Source organism: Micromonospora sp. CPCC 205558 (genome assembly GCF_036902955.1).
Taxonomy (GTDB): Bacteria; Actinomycetota; Actinomycetes; order Mycobacteriales; family Micromonosporaceae; genus Micromonospora.
The window spans coordinates 1-17,848 of the sequence record NZ_JBAKHR010000009.1; the positions used below are offsets into that span (position 1 = coordinate 1).

The 17,848-nt window shown below is 70.6% G+C and carries 19 protein-coding genes; 8 read left to right on the top strand and 11 right to left on the bottom strand.

Going from position 1 to position 17,848, the window contains the following annotated elements:
- Nucleotides 1-202 precede the first annotated feature (202 nt).
- Together V6U86_RS12495 and V6U86_RS12500 are read right to left on the bottom strand one after the other, a co-directional pair.
- Complete coding sequence (locus tag V6U86_RS12495) at nucleotides 203-1,060, bottom strand: hypothetical protein (RefSeq protein WP_334502308.1); 858 nt, start codon at nucleotides 1,058-1,060, stop codon at nucleotides 203-205.
- Between the two features lie 37 nt (nucleotides 1,061-1,097).
- A complete protein-coding gene (locus tag V6U86_RS12500) occupies nucleotides 1,098-2,942 on the bottom strand; it encodes a phosphoenolpyruvate carboxykinase (GTP) (RefSeq protein WP_334502311.1) in 1,845 nt (614 codons plus the stop codon).
- Between the two features lie 441 nt (nucleotides 2,943-3,383).
- Here V6U86_RS12500 and V6U86_RS33370 point away from each other — a divergent pair, with 441 nt between their 5' ends.
- The 3 genes from V6U86_RS33370 to V6U86_RS12515 all read left to right on the top strand — a co-directional run bounded on the left by V6U86_RS33370 (nucleotide 3,384) and on the right by V6U86_RS12515 (nucleotide 5,419).
- Nucleotides 3,384-3,920, top strand: a complete 537-nt coding sequence (locus tag V6U86_RS33370) for a GtrA family protein (protein WP_442934935.1) — start codon at nucleotides 3,384-3,386, stop codon at nucleotides 3,918-3,920.
- A gap of 63 nt (nucleotides 3,921-3,983) precedes the next feature.
- A complete protein-coding gene (locus V6U86_RS12510; RefSeq protein ID WP_334502847.1) occupies nucleotides 3,984-4,691 on the top strand; it encodes a GtrA family protein in 708 nt (235 codons plus the stop codon).
- Nucleotides 4,688-5,419 (top strand): MaoC/PaaZ C-terminal domain-containing protein, encoded by a 732-nt coding sequence (locus V6U86_RS12515; protein WP_334502313.1) that lies wholly within the window; start codon nucleotides 4,688-4,690, stop codon nucleotides 5,417-5,419. Before V6U86_RS12510 ends, V6U86_RS12515 begins: the two co-directional genes overlap by 4 nt.
- A gap of 46 nt (nucleotides 5,420-5,465) precedes the next feature.
- On the opposite strand, the gene V6U86_RS12520 is transcribed toward V6U86_RS12515, so the two are convergent.
- Both V6U86_RS12520 and V6U86_RS12525 read right to left on the bottom strand, forming a co-directional pair.
- Entirely contained in the window at nucleotides 5,466-6,038 is a 573-nt protein-coding gene (locus tag V6U86_RS12520; RefSeq protein WP_130407298.1) for a PH domain-containing protein, read from the bottom strand.
- A gap of 107 nt (nucleotides 6,039-6,145) precedes the next feature.
- A complete protein-coding gene (locus V6U86_RS12525) occupies nucleotides 6,146-7,021 on the bottom strand; it encodes a biotin--[acetyl-CoA-carboxylase] ligase (RefSeq protein ID WP_334502318.1) in 876 nt (291 codons plus the stop codon).
- 84 nt (nucleotides 7,022-7,105) lie between these two features.
- On the opposite strand from V6U86_RS12525, the gene V6U86_RS12530 reads away from it, so the two are divergent.
- On the top strand, nucleotides 7,106-8,689 hold the full coding sequence (locus tag V6U86_RS12530; RefSeq protein ID WP_334502320.1) for an acyl-CoA carboxylase subunit beta: 1,584 nt from the start codon (nucleotides 7,106-7,108) through the stop codon (nucleotides 8,687-8,689).
- A gap of 21 nt (nucleotides 8,690-8,710) precedes the next feature.
- Here V6U86_RS12530 and V6U86_RS12535 read toward each other — a convergent pair whose 3' ends face one another.
- The 4 genes from V6U86_RS12535 to V6U86_RS12550 form a co-directional block, all read right to left on the bottom strand.
- On the bottom strand, nucleotides 8,711-9,571 hold the full coding sequence (locus tag V6U86_RS12535; RefSeq protein ID WP_334502322.1) for a hypothetical protein: 861 nt from the start codon (nucleotides 9,569-9,571) through the stop codon (nucleotides 8,711-8,713).
- Nucleotides 9,564-10,064, bottom strand: a complete 501-nt coding sequence (locus V6U86_RS12540; protein WP_334502324.1) for a SigE family RNA polymerase sigma factor — start codon at nucleotides 10,062-10,064, stop codon at nucleotides 9,564-9,566. Before V6U86_RS12540 ends, V6U86_RS12535 begins: the two co-directional genes overlap by 8 nt.
- A 62-nt stretch (nucleotides 10,065-10,126) precedes the next feature.
- A complete protein-coding gene (locus tag V6U86_RS12545; RefSeq protein ID WP_334502326.1) occupies nucleotides 10,127-11,110 on the bottom strand; it encodes a ketopantoate reductase family protein in 984 nt (327 codons plus the stop codon).
- 68 nt (nucleotides 11,111-11,178) lie between these two features.
- Nucleotides 11,179-11,922 carry a M50 family metallopeptidase gene (locus V6U86_RS12550; RefSeq protein WP_334502328.1) on the bottom strand — a complete coding sequence of 248 codons (744 nt, stop codon included), beginning with the start codon at nucleotides 11,920-11,922 and terminating at the stop codon, nucleotides 11,179-11,181.
- A 101-nt stretch (nucleotides 11,923-12,023) separates the two neighbouring features.
- On the opposite strand from V6U86_RS12550, the gene V6U86_RS12555 reads away from it, so the two are divergent.
- The gene (locus V6U86_RS12555) at nucleotides 12,024-12,575 is read left to right on the top strand and encodes a Uma2 family endonuclease (protein WP_334502331.1); all 552 of its coding nucleotides are present in this window, start codon (nucleotides 12,024-12,026) and stop codon (nucleotides 12,573-12,575) included.
- Nucleotides 12,576-12,700: 125 nt separating this feature from the next.
- Entirely contained in the window at nucleotides 12,701-13,453 is a 753-nt protein-coding gene (locus V6U86_RS12560; protein WP_334502333.1) for a GH25 family lysozyme, read from the top strand.
- An 82-nt stretch (nucleotides 13,454-13,535) separates the two neighbouring features.
- On the opposite strand, the gene V6U86_RS12565 is transcribed toward V6U86_RS12560, so the two are convergent.
- Complete coding sequence (locus tag V6U86_RS12565; protein ID WP_334502336.1) at nucleotides 13,536-13,763, bottom strand: hypothetical protein; 228 nt, start codon at nucleotides 13,761-13,763, stop codon at nucleotides 13,536-13,538.
- A gap of 64 nt (nucleotides 13,764-13,827) precedes the next feature.
- A complete protein-coding gene (locus tag V6U86_RS12570; protein WP_334502339.1) occupies nucleotides 13,828-15,864 on the bottom strand; it encodes a serine/threonine-protein kinase in 2,037 nt (678 codons plus the stop codon).
- 90 nt (nucleotides 15,865-15,954) lie between these two features.
- Here V6U86_RS12570 and V6U86_RS12575 point away from each other — a divergent pair, with 90 nt between their 5' ends.
- Nucleotides 15,955-16,149: an acyl-CoA carboxylase subunit epsilon gene (locus V6U86_RS12575; protein ID WP_334502342.1), complete on the top strand. Its 195-nt coding sequence runs from the start codon at nucleotides 15,955-15,957 to the stop codon at nucleotides 16,147-16,149.
- A gap of 88 nt (nucleotides 16,150-16,237) precedes the next feature.
- On the top strand, nucleotides 16,238-16,696 hold the full coding sequence (locus V6U86_RS12580; protein WP_334502344.1) for a hypothetical protein: 459 nt from the start codon (nucleotides 16,238-16,240) through the stop codon (nucleotides 16,694-16,696).
- Nucleotides 16,697-16,988: 292 nt separating this feature from the next.
- Here the strand turns inward: V6U86_RS12580 and V6U86_RS12585 are convergent, their stop codons facing one another.
- Complete coding sequence (locus V6U86_RS12585) at nucleotides 16,989-17,132, bottom strand: hypothetical protein (RefSeq protein ID WP_334502346.1); 144 nt, start codon at nucleotides 17,130-17,132, stop codon at nucleotides 16,989-16,991.
- Nucleotides 17,133-17,848 lie beyond the last annotated feature (716 nt).

The window sequence follows — 17,848 nt, forward strand, 5'->3', positions numbered from 1 at the left end:
GGGGCAGGGCGCGCGGCGCGGGGGCAGGGCGCGCGGCGCGGGGGCAGGGCGCGCGGCGCGGGGGCAGGGCGCGCGGCGCGGGGGCAGGGCGCGCGGCGCGGGGGCAGGGCGCGCGGCGCGGGGGCAGGGCGCGCGGCGCGGGGGCAGGGCGCGCGGCGCGGGGGCAGGGCGCGCGGCGCGGGGTGGCGGGGTGTTGTCCGGGTCAGGCTGGGACGGGGTCGTCGGCGCGTCGCGCCCGGCGCAGGCCGTACAGGGTCAACAGTGCCGCCGCGACCAGGGGGCCGCCGTCGCGGACCAGGCCGTCCACGCCCAGCAGCCACCAGCACAGCGGCAGGTCCACGGCGAGCACCGCCACCGTGACGGCGACCAGCAGGCCGCGGGCCCAGTCCTTGCCCCGCATCAGGAACGCGGTGCAGAACAGCACGGCGTAGCTGGCCGCGACGCCCGCGCCGAACCAGAACAGCACGGCCGGCACTGCGGTCAGCCGACCATCCAGGATGGAACCCCCGGCCACCAGGGCCGGCACCAGCATCAGCGGGCTGTAGGTGAAGGCCGCCACCCGGCTGGTCAACAACCAGGCGCTGGCCTGCGGTCGCCGTGGAGGAGTCTCCCGCCAGGAGATGCCGTCCCGGTCGATGACGAGGCGTGGTCGGTGCCGGACCAGGTGCCCGGCCAACGCCGACGAACGGTAGAGCAGCCAGACGACCGTCACACAGAGCGCCGTGAGGATCGCGAAGCCGAGCAGGCCGGGCAACGGCGGCACCCCCTGCCGGGGCACGATGAGCCGGCCGACCGCGAAGATCGTGGTGACCGCGAGGATCAGCCCGAACGGGCGGGCCACCATCCGACCCCGTTGGACGTGCCCGATCAGCAGCAGGAAGCCGAACGAGCGCAGCAGGGCCCAGCCGGTCCGGACGGCCAGCCCGAAACCCTGCTCCGGGGCGTACCACCAATTGAGCAGCTCGACCACTACGGTGGCCGCCGCCGTCGTCGCCAGCAGGATGATGAGCACCCGGACGGCGGACGGCCGCCGGACCTGGGTCTCGGCGGCCGTCGTCATGAAATCCGATGTTGCCCGCGAAGGGCCTCGTTCACACCTACCGCTGTGGCTGTTCGGCGTCGAGGCGCGCGCGCAGCGCGTCCAACTCGGCCCAGAGCACGCCGGGCAGCTTGTCACCGAACTTCTCGAACCACTCGGTGATCATCGGAAGCTCGTTACGCCACTCGTCCGCGTCCACCTTGAGCGCGATCCGGACATCCTCCGGGGTCATGTCCAGGCCCTCGACGTCCAGGGCGTCCGGCGCGGGGACCATGCCGACCGGCGTCTCGACCGCGTCGGCCGTGCCCTCGATCCGCTCGACGACCCACTTGAGCACCCGGGAGTTCTCCCCGAAGCCCGGCCAGAGGAACGAACCGTCCGGGTCCTTGCGGAACCAGTTGACGTAGTAGATCTTCGGCAGCTTCGCCTCGTCGCCGTCGGCGCCCTTGCCCATCTCGATCCAGTGCCGGAAGTAGTCGCCCGCGTGGTAGCCGATGAACGGCAGCATCGCCATCGGATCCCGCCGGACCACGCCGACCGCGCCGGACGCGGCCGCCGTCGTCTCCGACGAGAGCGTCGCGCCCATGTAGACACCGTGCACCCAGTCGCGGGCCTCGGTCACCAGCGGGATGGTGTCCTTGCGGCGGCCACCGAAGAGGATCGCGTCGATCGGCACGCCGTTGGGGTCGAAGTACTCGTCGGCGAGGATCGGGCACTGGGTGATCGGGGTGCAGAACCGGCTGTTGGCGTGGGAGGAGAGGCCCTCGCTCTCCGGAGTCCAGTCGTTGCCCTTCCAGTCGATCAGGTGCGCCGGCGGTTCCCCCATGCCCTCCCACCAGACGTCACCGTCGTCGGTGAGGCCCACGTTGGTGAAGACGGAGTTGCCCCGGTCCAGCGTGCGCATGGCGTTGGCGTTGGTCTTCCAGTCGGTGCCGGGCGCGACGCCGAACAGGCCGTACTCCGGGTTGACCGCGTAGAGCCGGCCGTCCGGGCCGAATCGCATCCACGCGATGTCGTCACCGATGGTCTCGACCTTCCAGCCCGGAATGGTGGGCTCCACCATGGCCAGGTTGGTCTTGCCGCAGGCCGAGGGGAAGGCGCCGGCGATGTGGTGGACCTTGCCCTCCGGCGAGGTGATCTTGAGGATCAGCATGTGCTCGGCGAGCCAGCCCTCGTCCCGCCCCATCACGCTGGCGATCCGCAGCGAGTAGCACTTCTTGCCCAGCAGCGAGTTGCCGCCGTAACCCGAACCGTACGACCAGATCTCCCGGCTCTCCGGGAAGTGCGAGATGTACTTGGTGTCGTTGCACGGCCAGGCGACATCCTGCTGGCCGGGGGCGAGCGGGGCGCCGATCGAGTGCAGCGCGTGCACGAAGTCCGCGTCGTCGCCCATGGCCTCAAGGACCCGGGCGCCCATCCGCGTCATGATCCGCATCGAGGCGACCACGTACGGGCTGTCGGTGATCTCGACACCGAACATCGGGGACTCGGCCTCGACCGGGCCCATGACGAACGGGATGACGTACATGGTGCGACCGCGCATGGAGCCCCGGTACAACTCCGTCATCGTCCGCTTCATCTCGGCCGGCGCCATCCAGTTGTTGGTGGGGCCGGCATCCGCCTCGTCGACGGAACAGATGTAGGTGCGCTCCTCGACCCGGGCGACGTCCGTCGGGTCGGTGCGCGCGTAGAACGAGTTGGGCTTCTTCTCCGGGTTCAGCCGGATCAGGGTGCCGGCCTCGACCAGCTCATCGGTGAGCCGGCGCCACTCCTCGTCGGACCCGTCCACCCAGACGACACGGTCGGGGGTGGTCAGTTCCGCGACCTCACGGACCCAGGCGAGCAGTTTCGGATGGGACGTCGGGGCCTGATCGATTCCCCGCACAACAGCCGGAGCAACCATGTCACATCTCCTTGTGGTCGACGCTGACCGATCTATGGGATGCACGAGACTCGGCGGCGCGAAACGTCCGCCTTCGTGGAAACCTGGGATTGGCCTCAGCGTAAACCGGGCAGCCTTCCGAGTCAGTGGGACAGGTTGTGAAGAACTGCACAAGCTACGGCCTCGCTGCGGTATCACGAGCTGATACCCGCTTTCCCGCGCAGTTTCACGCAAATCTTGTTGTGCACCCCGGCGGAACCCTTGTTGCGGTCGGGCCGTGGACCTGCCCCGCCGACCGGTGCGGGGATTCCCGTTCCGCTGCGGCTCAGTCCTCCCAGTTGGCTACGCTCTGTGCAGGGGTCACGCACGCGGCGCAGAGCCCCTCCGGGACACCGCGCCCGCTCGCCGTTGCTGCCCCTGTGACTGGCCGACAGCCGGTAGGCTCCCTCCGTGGCAGCCACGATGACCGGGGAGCAACCGGGTTCCCGGCAGACCCGCCGAGGTCTCGTCGGCATACTGCTCGACCGCTTCGGTCATCTCCTCCGCGAGATGAGCAAGTTCGCCACCGTGGGTGGTTTCGCCTTCCTCATCGACTTCGCGCTCTTCAACTATCTGACGAGCAAGTACGGCGTCGAGGAGCTGACGGCGAAGACGATCTCCACCGTGGTCGCGGCCTCCGTCGCCTTCGTGGGCAACCGGTTCTGGACCTGGCGGCACCGCCAGCGCAACAACGCGGCCCGCGAGTACGCGCTCTTCTTCTTCTTCAACGCGGTCGGCCTCGGCATCACTGTCGCCTGCCTGGCGCTCAGCCGCTACGGGCTCGGAGCCATCTGGCCGACCGTGTTCCAGACCCGCCTGGCCGACAACCTCGCCAGCTACATCGTCGGCACCGGGCTCGCCACGCTGTTCCGATTCTGGTCGTACCGGCGGTTCGTCTTCGTCGAAGCGGGAACCCCGACCCTTCCGCAGGTGAATCCCGACCGTGATCACGGGGCGTGACCTGCCGCCCATCTCGTTCGGCCGGTGATCGCCGGCCGCACCGACTGCCCTAAGGTGTTTCGCATGCGTCTTGTCCGCCTGCTGCCTGAGCGCTGGCAGAAGTTTATCCACGAGGCGCTCAAGTTCGGCATCGTTGGCGGCATCAACACCGTCATCAATTACGCGGTGTTCAATGCCCTCGCACTGACCGTTTTCGTCAATGGCCAGTTGAAGGCGACCGTGATCGCGACCATCGTCGCCACCATCACGTCGTACCTCATGAATCGGCACTGGACGTACCGCGATCGCCCGAAATCGGCCCTTCGCCGCGAATACCTCCTTTTCTTCCTGTTCAACGGCGCTGGCCTGCTCATTGAGCTGGGCGCCGTGGCGGCGGCCAAGTACGGCCTCGGCGTACACGGCCTGCTGGCGCTGAACGTGGCGAAGACCGTCGGCGTCATGTTGGCCACGCTGTTCCGGTTCTGGTCCTACCGGACCTTCGTCTTCCAACCGGTCGCGCCGGCCGCGGACGAGGCGGCGAAGCCTCAGTCCACCTGGCACAGCATTCCCCGCGACGAGTGGGACACCATGGCGGAGATGGACCCGGTCGCCGAGTTGGCGGAATCCGTGTCCGAACTGGAGGAGTCGGAGCCCGCCCAGCGCGCCGACTACCCGCCCGGCACACCCACTCAGGGCCGGCCCACGCAACTGAGCGTCAGCCCCGCCCCCGACCTGGACGCGGAACTCGCCGCAGAGCTGCACGTCAGCACCCGTCGCGCGCCCCGCCGGTGACGACACCCGACGCCCGCTCCGGCACGGGACAACCAGCCGAGCTGTTCTTCGAGGATCTCGTCCCGGGGCTCACCGTCGACCTCGGCGTGGTCACCGTGGACGCCAACGAGATGGTCGCCTTCGCCCGCCGCTTCGACCCGCAGTGGTACCACGTCGACCCCGACCTGGCTGCGGCGAGCCGGCACGGCGGTCTGATCGCCAGCGGCTTCTACACGGTCAGCCTCTTCATGCGCGCGTACGTCGACCACCTGCTGTCCCGGGCCGCCGCGGACGCGTCCCCCGGCCTGGAGGAGCTGCGCTGGCTCGCCCCCGTGCGGGCCGGCGACCGGCTCGCGGTCCGGGTCGACGTGATGGGCGCCCGACCGTCGACCGCCCGCCCCGGGCTCGGCACCGTCAGCCTCACCGGCACCATGCTGCGCCTCGGCCCGGACGACCGGCCCGAGCAGGAGGTGCTGCGGACCCGCTTCCGTGGCTGGTTCGCCCTCCGGCCGGTCGAGGCCGACACCGCCGACGCTGGAGCTGTCGAAGCCGCCCCGACCAACGCTGACCGGCCCGAACCTGCGCGGCCCGACGCTGAGGGACCCGACGCTGAGCGGCCCGACGCCAACCGGCCCGACGCTGAGCGGCCCGGCAGCGGCCCGATCGCAACGGATCCGGCCACCGTCGGGTCGTCCGAGGGCGACCCGACGGGGATCAGCGGCTCAGCCGAGGCTCAGCGACACGACTGACCCGCCCCCGACACAACGGCAGGGGGCGGGTCACAATCGGACCGGCTCAGCTCGTGGTGTCGCGCAGCCGCTTGCCGTCCTGCATGTCGGCGAGCATGTCGCGCATCTCGTCATCGCCGAGCGAGTGCTTGTCGTGCTGTGCCTCGACCAGCTCGTACAGGGTGGTCTGCACCTTTCCGACGCCCGGCACGTCGGCGAGCACCGACTGGCCGCGCTCACCGGCCGACTCGATGGTCAGCGTCCCGCAGCCGAGCAGACGCTCGATGAAACGCTGGTTCATCGAGTGGTCGTTGACCCGGGCCAGCGGAAGGTCCCGCCGGTCGCGGGAGAAGACGCCCTTCTGGAGCAGGACGCGTTCGTTCGTGAACAGGTAGTGGGTGGTACGCCAGACCAGGAACGGCCACAGGCCGAGCCAGAGCACCGCGACCAGGGCGATCGCCCCGATCACGGCCAGCGCGATCGAACCGCCGCCGCTCTCGGGCAACAGGAGCACGCCGACCACCACCGCGGCGATGGCCAGCACCAGCACCGCGATCGGCCGGATCAACGCCTTCCAGTGCGGGTGCAGGTGCAGCACGACGTGCTCGTCCTCGGTGAGCACGTCTTCAGGAAACGCCACGGGAACCTCCAACGCGATTTTCTAGACGCGCAGACGGTAAACCCCCCAAGCACCACCACAACATCCGCCACGCGGCCCGACTCCGGCCTTCGTGATCTTGGCCGTGCTCAGCGGAGGTGCAGCACGTCGCCAGCGGCCAACGTGCGAGCGCCGGTCGCGGTGGTGATCATCAGCTGGCCGTCAGGGTCCACCCCGGTGGCGGCGCCGGTCAGGGAGTCGCCGTCGGGGAGCAGGACGCGTACCTCCCGGCCGACAGTCGCGCAGGCAGCCAGGTAGGCGTCGCGCAGGCCGCTGGCCACCGCGTCACCGCCCGCCGAACGCCAACGGTCGTACCAGTCGGCGACCGCCCGCAGCAGCGCCCGCAGCAGCGGATCCCGATCGGTGGCCGTCGCGCCGGCCAACTGCAGCGAGGTGGCCGGCAGCCCGGTCGGATTCACCGGCAGCTCGTCGGCGCGCAGCGTCACGTTGAGCCCGATGCCCAGCACGATGGCCGGCGGTTGGTCCGGCGAACGTCCGGGCACCGCCTCGGCCAGCACGCCCGCGCACTTCGCGTCGCCGATCAGCAGGTCGTTCGGCCACTTCAGGGTGGCCTCCAGCTCGGCCAGCCGGGCCACCGCCTCGACCAGCGCCACGCCGGCCAGCAACGGCAGCCACCCGTACCCGGTGGGTGCCGCCGGCAGCCAGCCGCGGTCCGGCACGGCCTCGCCGGGCCGCAACAGCACGCTCGTCGCGATGCCGGCCCGCGCCGGCGACTGCCAGACCCGACCACGCCGGCCCCGCCCCGCGGTCTGCCGCTCGGCGACCACGACCAGGCCCTCGGGCTCGTCGGCCCGGGCGGCCTCGGCCACGTCGGCGTTGGTGGAGCCCGTCTCGGCGCGCAGCTCCAGCCGGGCCCACGGCCCGTTCGGCGCGACCAACGCCCGGCGCAGCCGGGCCGCCGACAGCGGCGGGCGATCCAAATCGGTGTACGGGGAGCCCGGCATCCCGTCAGCCTACGACGGTGACCGGGGCGGCACTGAGGCGTACTGCACAGCCGCACCCACCTGAACCATCGTTATATTCCGTGGGTGACTACCGAGACCGGGACCAACATGCACAGCACGGCGGGAAAGCTGGCGGACCTGGAGCGCCGGGTCGACGAGGCGGTGCACGCCGGGTCAGCGCGCGCCGTCGAGAAGCAGCACGCCCGGGGCAAGAAGACCGCCCGCGAGCGGATCGAGATGCTCCTCGACGAAGGCTCCTTCGTCGAACTCGACGAGCTGGCCCGGCACCGGTCCACGGCCTTCGGGCTGGAGCGCAACCGCCCGTACGGTGACGGTGTGGTCACCGGCTACGGCACGGTGGACGGCCGGCAGGTGTGTGTCTTCGCGCAGGACTTCACGGTCTTCGGTGGCTCGCTCGGCGAGGTCTTCGGCGAGAAGATCGTCAAGGTGATGGACCTGGCCATGAAGATCGGCTGCCCGGTGGTCGGCATCAACGACTCCGGTGGCGCGCGCATCCAGGAGGGCGTCGTCTCGCTCGGCCTCTACGGCGAGATCTTCTTCCGCAACGTCCGGGCCTCCGGCGTCATCCCGCAGATCTCGCTGGTGATGGGGCCCTGTGCCGGCGGCGCGGTCTACTCCCCCGCGGTCACCGACTTCACCGTGATGGTCGACCAGACCTCGCACATGTTCATCACCGGCCCGGACGTGATCAAGACGGTGACGGGCGAGGACGTCGGCATGGAGGAGCTGGGCGGCGCGCGTACGCACAACTCCCGCAGCGGCAACGCGCACTACCTCGCCAGCGACGAGGAGGACGCGGTCGACTACGTCAAGGCGCTGCTGTCGTACCTGCCGTCGAACAACCTCGACGAGCCGGTCGTGGTCGAGGCCCCCGCTTCGCTTGAGGTCAATGACGAGGACCGCGAGCTGGACACCCTGATCCCGGACTCGGCCAACCAGCCGTACGACATCCACACGGTGATCGAGCACGTCCTCGACGACGGGGAGTTCCTGGAGGTCCAGCCGCTCTACGCGCAGAACATCGTGGTCGGCTACGGCCGGGTCGAGGGGCGACCCGTCGGTGTGGTCGCCAACCAGCCGATGCACTTCGCCGGCACCCTGGACATCGCCGCCTCGGAGAAGGCCGCCCGGTTCGTGCGCACCTGCGACGCGTTCAACATTCCGGTGCTGACCTTCGTCGACGTGCCCGGCTTCCTGCCCGGCACCGGTCAGGAGTGGGACGGCATCATCCGCCGGGGCGCCAAGCTCATCTACGCGTACGCCGAGGCGACAGTCCCCAAGGTCACCGTGATCACCCGCAAGGCGTATGGCGGGGCGTACGACGTGATGGGCTCCAAGCACCTCGGCGCGGACCTGAACTTCGCCTGGCCAACCGCGCAGATCGCGGTGATGGGCGCGCAGGGCGCGGTGAACATCCTCTACCGCTCCGAGCTGGCCGGCGCCGAGGACCCGGCGGCGGTCCGGGCCGAGAAGATCGCCGAGTACGAGGACACCCTGGCCAACCCGTACGTGGCGGCCGAGCGTGGATACGTCGACGCGGTGATCCCGCCGCACGAGACACGTACGCAGATCGTCCGGGCGCTGCGCGTCCTGCGGACCAAGCGGGAGACCCTGCCGCCCAAGAAGCACGGCAACATCCCGCTCTGAGGCCGCTTTGCGGACCGGGGGTCAGCAGGGCGGGTTGGCGGCGGCGCACATCCGGGCCGCCGCCGCCACGGCGAGCTGCACGAGTTCCGCCTCGGTGCCCCCCGCTCGGGCACGGAGCACCGAGACGGTGTCGCCGACCCGGACGATCGCCATCAGCATGGGCGACGGATCGTCGCCGAGCGGCTGCCCGGTCTGCACGTCCCGGGGGGCGGTGAGCGAGTCCCGCAGGATGGCGGCGTCGTCCCCGGCGAAGCCCCGCTGCACCACCGCCCACCGGTGGATCGCCTCCATCGTGCGGATGCCCTCTGCCGTCCTCACCTGCCCGACGCTGCGCCACTCGGCGCAGGGTGCGACCAACTCGTCCAGTTCGGTGAAGAGCTGCGTGGCCGCTTCGGGCACCATTCGGAAGAGATCCTGCGTCAACACGCTCTTGCTCTGCGTGGCAACGCTCGGAGACTGCTTGTGCATCAGGGTCTGCGAGCGGGACAGGATGGACATCTTCCGGCCGTCCGAGCGCCCCTGGCTCGTCCGGCAGTCGTCGAGCTCGTAGTCCAGTTGGACCGGCGCACCGAGCCCGGAATCGCTGAGCCGCACTTCGACCTGCTGCGGCAGGTCGGTTGGCTGCAACAGGGCGTCGGTGGTGATCTCGTGCCGGGTCGGCGCGGCCGAGGGCGCGGCGGCCGGCAGGGCCGGCGACGGCGACTTCCTCGGCGCGGCGACCGCCACCGCGGAGACCCCGGCAAACGCCAGCACGACGGTGGCCACCACGATCTTGCGCTGGCTGCGGCGACGGGCCCGGGAGCGGATCTCCTCCGGGCCGAGCCAGCGCACGTCCTGCAGGTCGCGCTGAATCTGTTCGACGAGCGTCGGGTCGTCACGCATCGGTAGCCTCCTCCAGCTCAGAGACGGCGAGCAGGCCGGCGAGCGCGGTGCGCCCCCGGGAGAGTCGGGCCTTGACGGTGCCCACCGGCGCCGCGGTCTCCCGGGCGACCTCGGCGACCGGCATGCCCATCAGGTAGTAGAGGGCGATGGCGACGCGTTGCTCCTCGGGCAGTCGGCGCAGGGCGGTGACCACAGCGACGGTGTCGGGGCCCGGCCCGGGAACCGTCTCGGTGGCCCCGTGTCGCAGGTAGGCGCGGGCCCGGCTACGCAGGCTGCGCCACCGGCTGACGGCGATCCGGCTGGCCACCACCCGCACCCACGCCTCCGGGTCGTCGTACTCGCTGACCGTCGACCAGCGCTGCCACGCCCGGACGTACGCCTCCTGCACGGCGTCCTGCGCCTCGCCCCGATCGCCGGTGAGGGCGTAGACGAACCCGAGGAGTCGTTGCCGACTCCCCCGGTAGAACTCGTCGAACCCGTCGACGTCCGGCACCCGCTACCTCCCCGTGTCGGTCGGTGGGAACACGCACCGGGCGGGGTGGTCGGTTGCCCGGGTCAGGCGATCATCTTTTCCAGGTCGGTGAGCGGGAACGCGCCAGCCCCGATCCGCTCCCGGACCGCCCGGCGTACGGCCCGCTGCACCGCGACGTTGACCGGCGTCGGTACGCCGTGCAGCCGGCCGAGCAGCGCGACCTCGCCGTTGAGGTGGTCGACCTCGGTCGAGCCGGTGCCCCGGGCCAGGCTCTGCCAGGTGGAGCCGCCGGATCGGGCCTCCCCGTCGACCGGGCGCTGCCCCACCAGGTCGCCACGTTCGGCCTTCTCCTCCGCCGGCGAGGTGTGTGCGATGCCGGCGGCGGCGAGCGCGGCGACGCCTTCGGCGCGTACCCGCTCGGCCAGCGTGTCCGGGATGTCCCGGCCGAGCAGCGCCTGTAGACCGTTGCCGAGGTTGCTGAGCAGCTTGCCGTACTTCCAGCGCAGCACGTCGCTGCGGACCGGGGCGACAAAGCCGGCGGCGGTCAGGTCGGCGGCGATCGCCCGGTCGGTGTCGTCCGCGCCCCCGGGGTACCGCCCGATGTGGAGCATCCCGGGATGCGGGTAGCCGTTGGCGACCACCACGCCCGGGTCCAGGTGGGTGGCGGGCAACCAGACGCAGACCGGGTGCACGTCGGCGAAGAGGCGCAGCGCGGCCCGCTCGTTGGCCACCCCGTTCTGCGCGGTCACCAGCGGCAGACGTTCGCCCGCCGTGCCGCCGCCGACCACCGGCGCGTCCACCCAGTCGGCCAACGCGCTGGCGGTGTCCTGCGACTTCACGGTGAGGATCAGCACGGTGTCCGCCGGCAGCGGCTGGTCAGTGGGGCGGTCCACCGCCGCGAGCCGGGCGGTGACCTCGCCGTCGGGCTGCCGCAGGGTCAGACCCCCTGCGCGGATCGCGTCCAGGTGGGCACCGCGGGCCACCAGTGTCACGTCCCGGTCGGCCTGGGCCAGCCGTACGCCGATGGTCCCGCCGACCGCACCCGCCCCGATAATCACGTATCGCATGGCCTCATTCTGCCCGCCCGTGCGCCACCCGCCCGGTGCGCCGCCCGCCGGTTGCCGTCCGCCTCCCGTCAGCCGGTCAGGCCGGCGTCGGTGAGGAACGGGCCGGCGAGCAGGAGCGCGCCGGCGATCAGCGCCGCCAGGTTGACCAGGGCGAAGACGCTCACCCAGAAGAACGCCGGGAACGGGGTGAGCCCGCCGAGCTGGTCGGCGTCGGAGGCGGGCATCCGGCCCCGCGCGCGCAACCGTTGCAGCTCGACCACCGGCCGCACCCCACCGAGCAGCAGAAACCACACCCCGGTGTACGCGAACGCGGCCTGCACCTGCGGCGTCGCGTACCAGGAGACGGCGAACACCAGCGCGCCGGTGACCAGCACCGACACCACGCCGAAGACGTTGCGGATCATGACGAGCATGGCCAGCAGCAGCGCAACCGCCACCCAGAGCAGCAGGGTGATCCGGTTGCCGCCGAGCAGCCAGGCACCCGCCAGCCCGACCAGCGGTGGTGCGACGTATCCGGCGAGCAGGGTGAGGATCATGCCCGGCCCGGTGGGGCGGCCGGCGGAGAGCGTCAGCCCGGACGTGTCCGAGTGCAGCCGGATGCCGCGCAGCTTGCGGCCGGTGAGCAGGGCGACCAGGGCGTGCCCACCCTCGTGCGCGATCGTGATGGCGTTACGGGCGATCCGCCACGGCAGTCGGGTGGAGACCACCACCAGCGCGACCGCCCCGGTGATCAGCACCAGCAGTGCTGGCGGGTCCGGCTGCGCACCGAACAGTGTGTCCCAAAGATCGCCCAGCCCGTCGATCGACATCATGGGGCGCGAGCCTACCGGCGGCGTTCCGTGTCGCTCCCGAGGCACCGGCTCGTATCCTGTGAAACTGATCGGGTGGCGAGTGAAGCGGGAGGTGAGCGCTGATGAGTGCGGAACCCCTGGGACACCACGTCGGGCTCTGGACCGAGGCCGACTACTTCGCCCTGGGTGAAACCCCGGACCGGATCGAGCTGCTCGACGGGAGCCTGATCGTGAGCCCTGCCCCGAGCAAGCGGCACCAGTTGGTGTCGTGGGAACTCGTCTACAGCCTGCGTCGAGCTGTGCGACCACAACCCCTGCTCGTCTTCGAGGCGGTCAACGTTCGGCTCGGGGTGGATCGGATCGCCATCCCCGACGTGGTCGTCGCGGACACCGACGACGAGGGCACGGCGGTGGAGGCTGCCGAGGTGGTGCTCGTCTGCGAGATCGTCTCGCCCGGCAACGCCGCCGCCGACCGCCTGGTCAAGATGCAGCTCTACGCCATTGCGCGAATCCCCTGGTACCTGCTGGTCGAGCAGGACGGGGACGCACACTCGTTGCGGCTGTTCCGGCTGGACGGCGAGCACTACGTCGAGGACCAGGTGGCCAAGCCCGGTGAGACGCTGACCGTCGTGGAGCCGTTCCGCTGGCAGCTCGACCCGGCCACACTGCGCTGATCCGTCCCGCGCCGGTCGGCGGACCTCCACGGCCTGTCAATGAAGCTTTTTTCAGTCACCCTTGTGATCTAGGGCACTTACCTCCAAAGATGAATGTCGATAGAGCGACGTCCTTGGAGGCACTCATGGCCCGTACCTCATCATCGCTGCGCCGCGCGCTCGCGGCCGGCCTCACCGTCCTCGCCACCGCGGCGGCGGCCCTGGTCGCGACCGCCGGACCGGCGGCCGCCGCCACCACACCCGGTGTCGACGTCTCCCGCTACCAGGGCACCATCAACTGGACCAGCGTCCGCAACGCGGGCATCCAGTTCGCCTTCATCAAGGCGACCGAGGGCACCAGCTACAAGGACCCGAACTTCAACGCCAACTACGTCAACGCGTACAACGCCGGGGTGATCCGCGGGGCGTACCACTTCGCCCGCCCGAACATCTCCGCCGGCTCCACCCAGGCCAACTACCTGGCCTCCAACGGTGGCGCCTGGTCGGCGGACAGCCGCACCCTGCCGGCGGCACTCGACATCGAAGGCAACCCGTACAGCGGCGGCTACTGCTACGGGCTCAGCACGACCGGGATGCGCAACTGGGTGCAGGACTTCCTGAACACCTACCGCTCCCGCACCGGCCGGTACGCGGTCATCTACACCACCACCAGCTGGTGGAACCAGTGCACCGGCAGCTGGACCGGGCCGTGGGCGAACCACCCGCTCTGGCTGGCCCGCTGGGCGAGCGCACCCGGCGCCCTGCCGGCCGGCGCTTCGGTGTGGAGCTTCTGGCAGTACACCAGCACCGGCGCGGTCTCCGGGATCAGCGGCAACGTGGACCGCAACTACTGGAACGGCGACCGTAGCCGCCTGATCGCGTTGGCCAACAACACCTGACCGGGCCGTTGGCGGCAGCGGGATCGACGGTCACCACACGGTCGACAATCGGTCCGGCTGCCGCCACACCACCGGGTACGGGTCAGGCCCGTCGCCGGCTCAACGCCCGCGCCACGGCGTCCTGGCGAGCCAGCGCGCTCCGGCGGGTCAACCGCCAGGCAGCCGCGCCAACGCCGGCAACGATCACGACGCCGAGCAGTGCGACGAGCACCGAAAGCCCCGCGCTGACCAGCAGCAGGATCGCGTCGCCGAGCGCCACGAGCATCCACAGTGCCAGCCGGGGCCGAGTGTCCCTCCGTCGGTAACCCATGTCGTGCCTCCTTCCGTCGTCGAAGGTCAATTACCCAGGACGACGGAAGGTCATGCGAAGAGTTTCAGTCCCGGCGGTCGGGCTCGAAACCGGCGGCGATCCGGTCGAAGTTCGGCAGGTTGGCCTGCCAGTCCTTCTCGGCGATCTCCCACCGCAAGGCGTACCCCCGGTTCTTGGCCGTCACGAACCCCCGGTTACGGACGTGGATCCGCTGCCCGTCCCGAGTCTCCAGCCACTCCCAGTCAGCGCACGTCTTCCAGAAGTTGCAGCGTTCGATACCGATCTTCTGGTAGTCGTTGACGATCGTCTTGCGGTCCGGTTCGATGCGCTGCCAATCCTTGTACGCGTCGTCCTTCGGCGTCGGCGTCCACTGCACGAGTAGCTCACCCGGCCCGTTGGACTGGCCGAAGACGACCGTGTCGCTGCGGGCGCTGCGGCGCACCCAGCCGCTGGGCAGCGGCAGGGAGAAACCGGCGGGATCCTTGTGCAGCTTCCAGCCCGCCGGCAGAGCGTTCGGGTCGACCGAAGGGGTGGCCGAGGCCGACGGGGTCGGCGCACCGGTGGTGGGCGTCGGTGGCGCCGCAGCGGACGTCGGAGCGGCCCCCGAGGTCACGGCAGCACCGGTCGGGTCGGCCTGCGGGGTCTTGTCGCCGTCCCCGCTGGTCAACATCGGCACGACCACCGCGAGGCCGATCAGCAGCAGGGCCACCACCGCCCCGATCAGCAGGTTGCGTCGGGTGTTGTTCGGCTTCGTGCCATCCGAGGGCGGCACCGGCGCACGGCCAGCCGGGCTCACCGGCGGCATGAGCGACGTCGGCGTGGGCGGTTTGCGCTGCTCCGGAGCAATCGGCGGCCCGTCGACAACAGTTGGCTCGTCGTCGACGTTCGTCGTACCGTCGCCGCCCGTGTCGGGCACGGCCGTGACCTTCGCGGTCGGGTCGGCAGCGGTCGGCTCGGCAGCGGTCGGGGCAGCCTCGGACGGTCGGTCGACCGTGGCGGTCGGCTCGGCCGGCGTCGCTACGGTCGGGTCGGCTGGCACCAGCGCAGTCGGGTCGGCTGTCGCACCGGAGGAAACGACGGCCGTCGGCGTGGCATCAGCGGCCGGGGTCGCAGCGGCGGCGGCGGAGGTGGTGGCGGGCGTCGCGGCAGCCGGCGGCGGCGACACCGGCCGGTCGACACTCTCGGCCGGTCGCGGGGCCGGCACCACCGGCAGGCGCGGCTCGCGTGGACCGTTCGGGCCAGGCCGGCGTACGCCATCGAGCAGTGAGATGCCCCGCGACCGCTTGCCCCCGGCGCGGCGCAGCAACCGCTCCGCCACCTCGGCGGTGATCCGCTCGTTCGGGTCCTTGCGCAGCAGCCCGTTGAGGACGGCCTTGAGCGGACCGGCGTTCTTCGGCGGCGGAATCGGCTCGGTGGCCAACGCGGCCAGGGTGCCGATCGCCGACGGCCGGGCGTACGGCGACTTGCCCTCGACCGCCGCGTAGAGCGTCGCGCCCAACGACCACAGGTCGGCCTCCGGCCCGGCCGTGCCGTCCCGGGCCCGCTCCGGCGAGATGTACGCGGGCGAGCCGAGCACCATGCCGGTGCGGGTCACGTTGGGGTCGCCGGGGATCGTGGCCAGACCGAAGTCGGTCAGCACCACCCGGCCGTCCTCGCCGAGCAACACGTTGCCGGGCTTCACGTCGCGGTGCATGACACCCGCCTTGTGCGCCGCGCTGAGCGCACCCAGCACGCCCAGACCAATCTCCACAGTGCGGGCAACCGAAACCGGGCCGTCCTCGGCGAGAGTGTCCTGCAACGACCTCGACGCCACGTACTCCATGACGATCCACGGATCGCCGTCGGTGCGCAGCACGTCGAAGATGCGCACCACGTTGGCGTGGTTGAGCCGGGCGATGGCCCGCGCCTCCCGCAGCGAGCGCTCGCGCATCTCGCGGCGCTCCTCATCGGTGAGACCGGGCGGCGGCACCAACTCCTTGATGGCGACGTCGCGGTGCAGCACCTCGTCGCGCGCCTTCCACACCCGGCCCATGCCCCCCTGGCCGAGCGGCGACAGAAGCCGGTATCGGTCAGCGACGAGTTGGGGAAGCGCGTTCGACATCGGTGAGACGGTACCCGGACCCGCTGACGCTCACACCGCCGGCACGCCACTGTGCGTTCCCCGTAACTTCCGGCCGCGTACCCTGGCGGCATGTCTGCCGAAGAGCCGCTGTTCCGGGTCGTCCGCGGCGTGCCCACCGCCGAGGAGCTGGCCGCTCTGGTGGGGGCGATCATCATCCGGTCCCGTCCGACCACCACCCCCGCGCCGGCGGCGGCGTCCGCCTGGGTCCGCAGCGGCCGACCGGGCAACTCCCGTGGTTGGCGCGCCGCCGGCCTACCCCGCTGACCCGACCCGCCGTGCGGGGGCTGCCAGGGTGGCGGGGAGCCGTTAATCTCACTCAGGGAAACGGTGCCGCTACGGGTAGGGAGGATCCATGATCCCCGAAGAGGACCGGCCAGCACCCTGGCTACGCGGTTACGGCGGCATCGAAGCCGACATCAGCCAGCTCAGAGAGTTCGCCGACCGGCTCGCCGCCGAGGTCGAGAGCAACTATGCGCCACACCTGTCGTACATCGCCGAAGACATGTCCGCGAAGCTGCCCAACCCGTGCGACGCCTTCATCGAGCTGGTCGCCTTCCTGCACGCACATCACGAGACGCAGCAGGCCACCGCCGACATGGTGTACGCCGTCCGAGGCGCCACCGGCCACCTGGCCGCCGCCGCCGACCAGGTCGCCACCCACTACGCCGACAGCGACGCCTTCACCGCCGCCCGAGTGGTGGACGTGCAGCGAGCCCTCGGCAACCCTTTGAACATGCTGCCCGGCGGCCCCGCCTCGATGCTGACCGACCCGACCAGCCCCGACGCCGAAGGACCGGTGGTGCTGCCGTGATCGAACGGGGCACCGGCCGCACCTCCGGCCTCACCGACTGGCAACTCATGGACGTCCACAGCATGTGGGCCTGCCTGCAAGACCACGACACCGCCAACCACTGGAAGCAGGTCGCCGGCTGGCGCAAGGTCTGCGACCTGGCGCAAACCCACCTCGGCCGCCTCCAGCAATACCGACGCGGCCTCGCCGAGGCATGGCCGCCCGAAACCAGCGCCGCCTCCCGCACGTACCTCGCCGAACTCGACGCACTCATCGACAAGGTGCAGCGCACCCACGACGCCGCCGCCGCGAACTACACCGCGCTTTCCGCCGCGACCCAGGCCATCGGCACCACCCGGGCCGCACTCCGCAAGATCCACGAGGAGTACGCGACCAAATACCAGCAGAAGCAGGCGTACGAGGCGATGGCCGCCGACCCGAAAGCGGTGATGGGCAACCGGGTCACCCAGCCGCCAGTTGCTGACGGGGAGTTGGAACGGCTCAACGTTCAGGCCCGGTCGATGATGTTCAACCTCAGCGGCGAACTACAACAAGCCCAAGCAACCCTCCAAAAACCACCGCCGCGACCCGCTCCTCGCGTCGACGAGGAAGGGACTGCCACGACAGCAGCCGCAGCGCCCGTAATTCCCCCTATTGTTCCGGTGCCCATTCGATCAGCTGCGCGAATTCCGTCACCCATTGGATCTTCCGTGGACTCACCCGGCGGCCAGCCGCCGATTACAGGGGGGGTTGGCCCTGTTCTCGGTGGGGTTCTTGGTGGGGCACCAGCAATGCCACTACCCACAGTTCAAGAATCGCCGCGCGGCCAACAGATAGCGCCTGTCAACCAGCCACCCGGCATGGGATCACCCCCGAACCTCGGAGGCATTCCTAACGCCTCAAAGATCCTTAGACCGCCAACTGAGCAGCGCGGGCCGGCGGGGCCACCATTACCGAAGGAGCCAAGATCCAACGGGGGTGGTGCGCCCCCAACACCTCGGGCAATGCCATCAAGTGGCTTGATCGGTGGGGCACCCGGTCTTGGCTTTGGTCAACCTAACAGCGTCCCGGCTGCGCCGCGCCGGGTCAATCCGGTTGGAGGTGTCATTGGCGGTGGTAGCGCTGGGACAGCGCCAACAGGAGGGGCAGGCTCGCGACCAAGCGCTCCGCGCC

Excerpts from the sequence above, each read along its gene's own strand:
- V6U86_RS12550 (WP_334502328.1), bottom strand. The coding sequence starts at position 11,922 with ATGATGTCGATCGACGGGCTGGGCGATCTTTGGGACACACTGTTCGGT.
- V6U86_RS12555 (WP_334502331.1), top strand. The coding sequence starts at position 12,024 with ATGAGTGCGGAACCCCTGGGACACCACGTCGGGCTCTGGACCGAGGCC.
- V6U86_RS12495 (WP_334502308.1), bottom strand. The coding sequence starts at position 1,060 with ATGACGACGGCCGCCGAGACCCAGGTCCGGCGGCCGTCCGCCGTCCGG.
- V6U86_RS12535 (WP_334502322.1), bottom strand. The coding sequence starts at position 9,571 with ATGCGTGACGACCCGACGCTCGTCGAACAGATTCAGCGCGACCTGCAG.
- V6U86_RS12580 (WP_334502344.1), top strand. The coding sequence starts at position 16,238 with ATGATCCCCGAAGAGGACCGGCCAGCACCCTGGCTACGCGGTTACGGC.
- V6U86_RS12510 (WP_334502847.1), top strand. The coding sequence starts at position 3,984 with ATGCGTCTTGTCCGCCTGCTGCCTGAGCGCTGGCAGAAGTTTATCCAC.
- V6U86_RS33370 (WP_442934935.1), top strand. The coding sequence starts at position 3,384 with ATGACCGGGGAGCAACCGGGTTCCCGGCAGACCCGCCGAGGTCTCGTC.
- V6U86_RS12560 (WP_334502333.1), top strand. The coding sequence starts at position 12,701 with ATGGCCCGTACCTCATCATCGCTGCGCCGCGCGCTCGCGGCCGGCCTC.
- V6U86_RS12575 (WP_334502342.1), top strand. The coding sequence starts at position 15,955 with ATGTCTGCCGAAGAGCCGCTGTTCCGGGTCGTCCGCGGCGTGCCCACC.
- V6U86_RS12500 (WP_334502311.1), bottom strand. The coding sequence starts at position 2,942 with ATGGTTGCTCCGGCTGTTGTGCGGGGAATCGATCAGGCCCCGACGTCC.
- V6U86_RS12525 (WP_334502318.1), bottom strand. The coding sequence starts at position 7,021 with ATGCCGGGCTCCCCGTACACCGATTTGGATCGCCCGCCGCTGTCGGCG.
- V6U86_RS12545 (WP_334502326.1), bottom strand. The coding sequence starts at position 11,110 with ATGCGATACGTGATTATCGGGGCGGGTGCGGTCGGCGGGACCATCGGC.
- V6U86_RS12570 (WP_334502339.1), bottom strand. The coding sequence starts at position 15,864 with ATGTCGAACGCGCTTCCCCAACTCGTCGCTGACCGATACCGGCTTCTG.
- V6U86_RS12565 (WP_334502336.1), bottom strand. The coding sequence starts at position 13,763 with ATGGGTTACCGACGGAGGGACACTCGGCCCCGGCTGGCACTGTGGATG.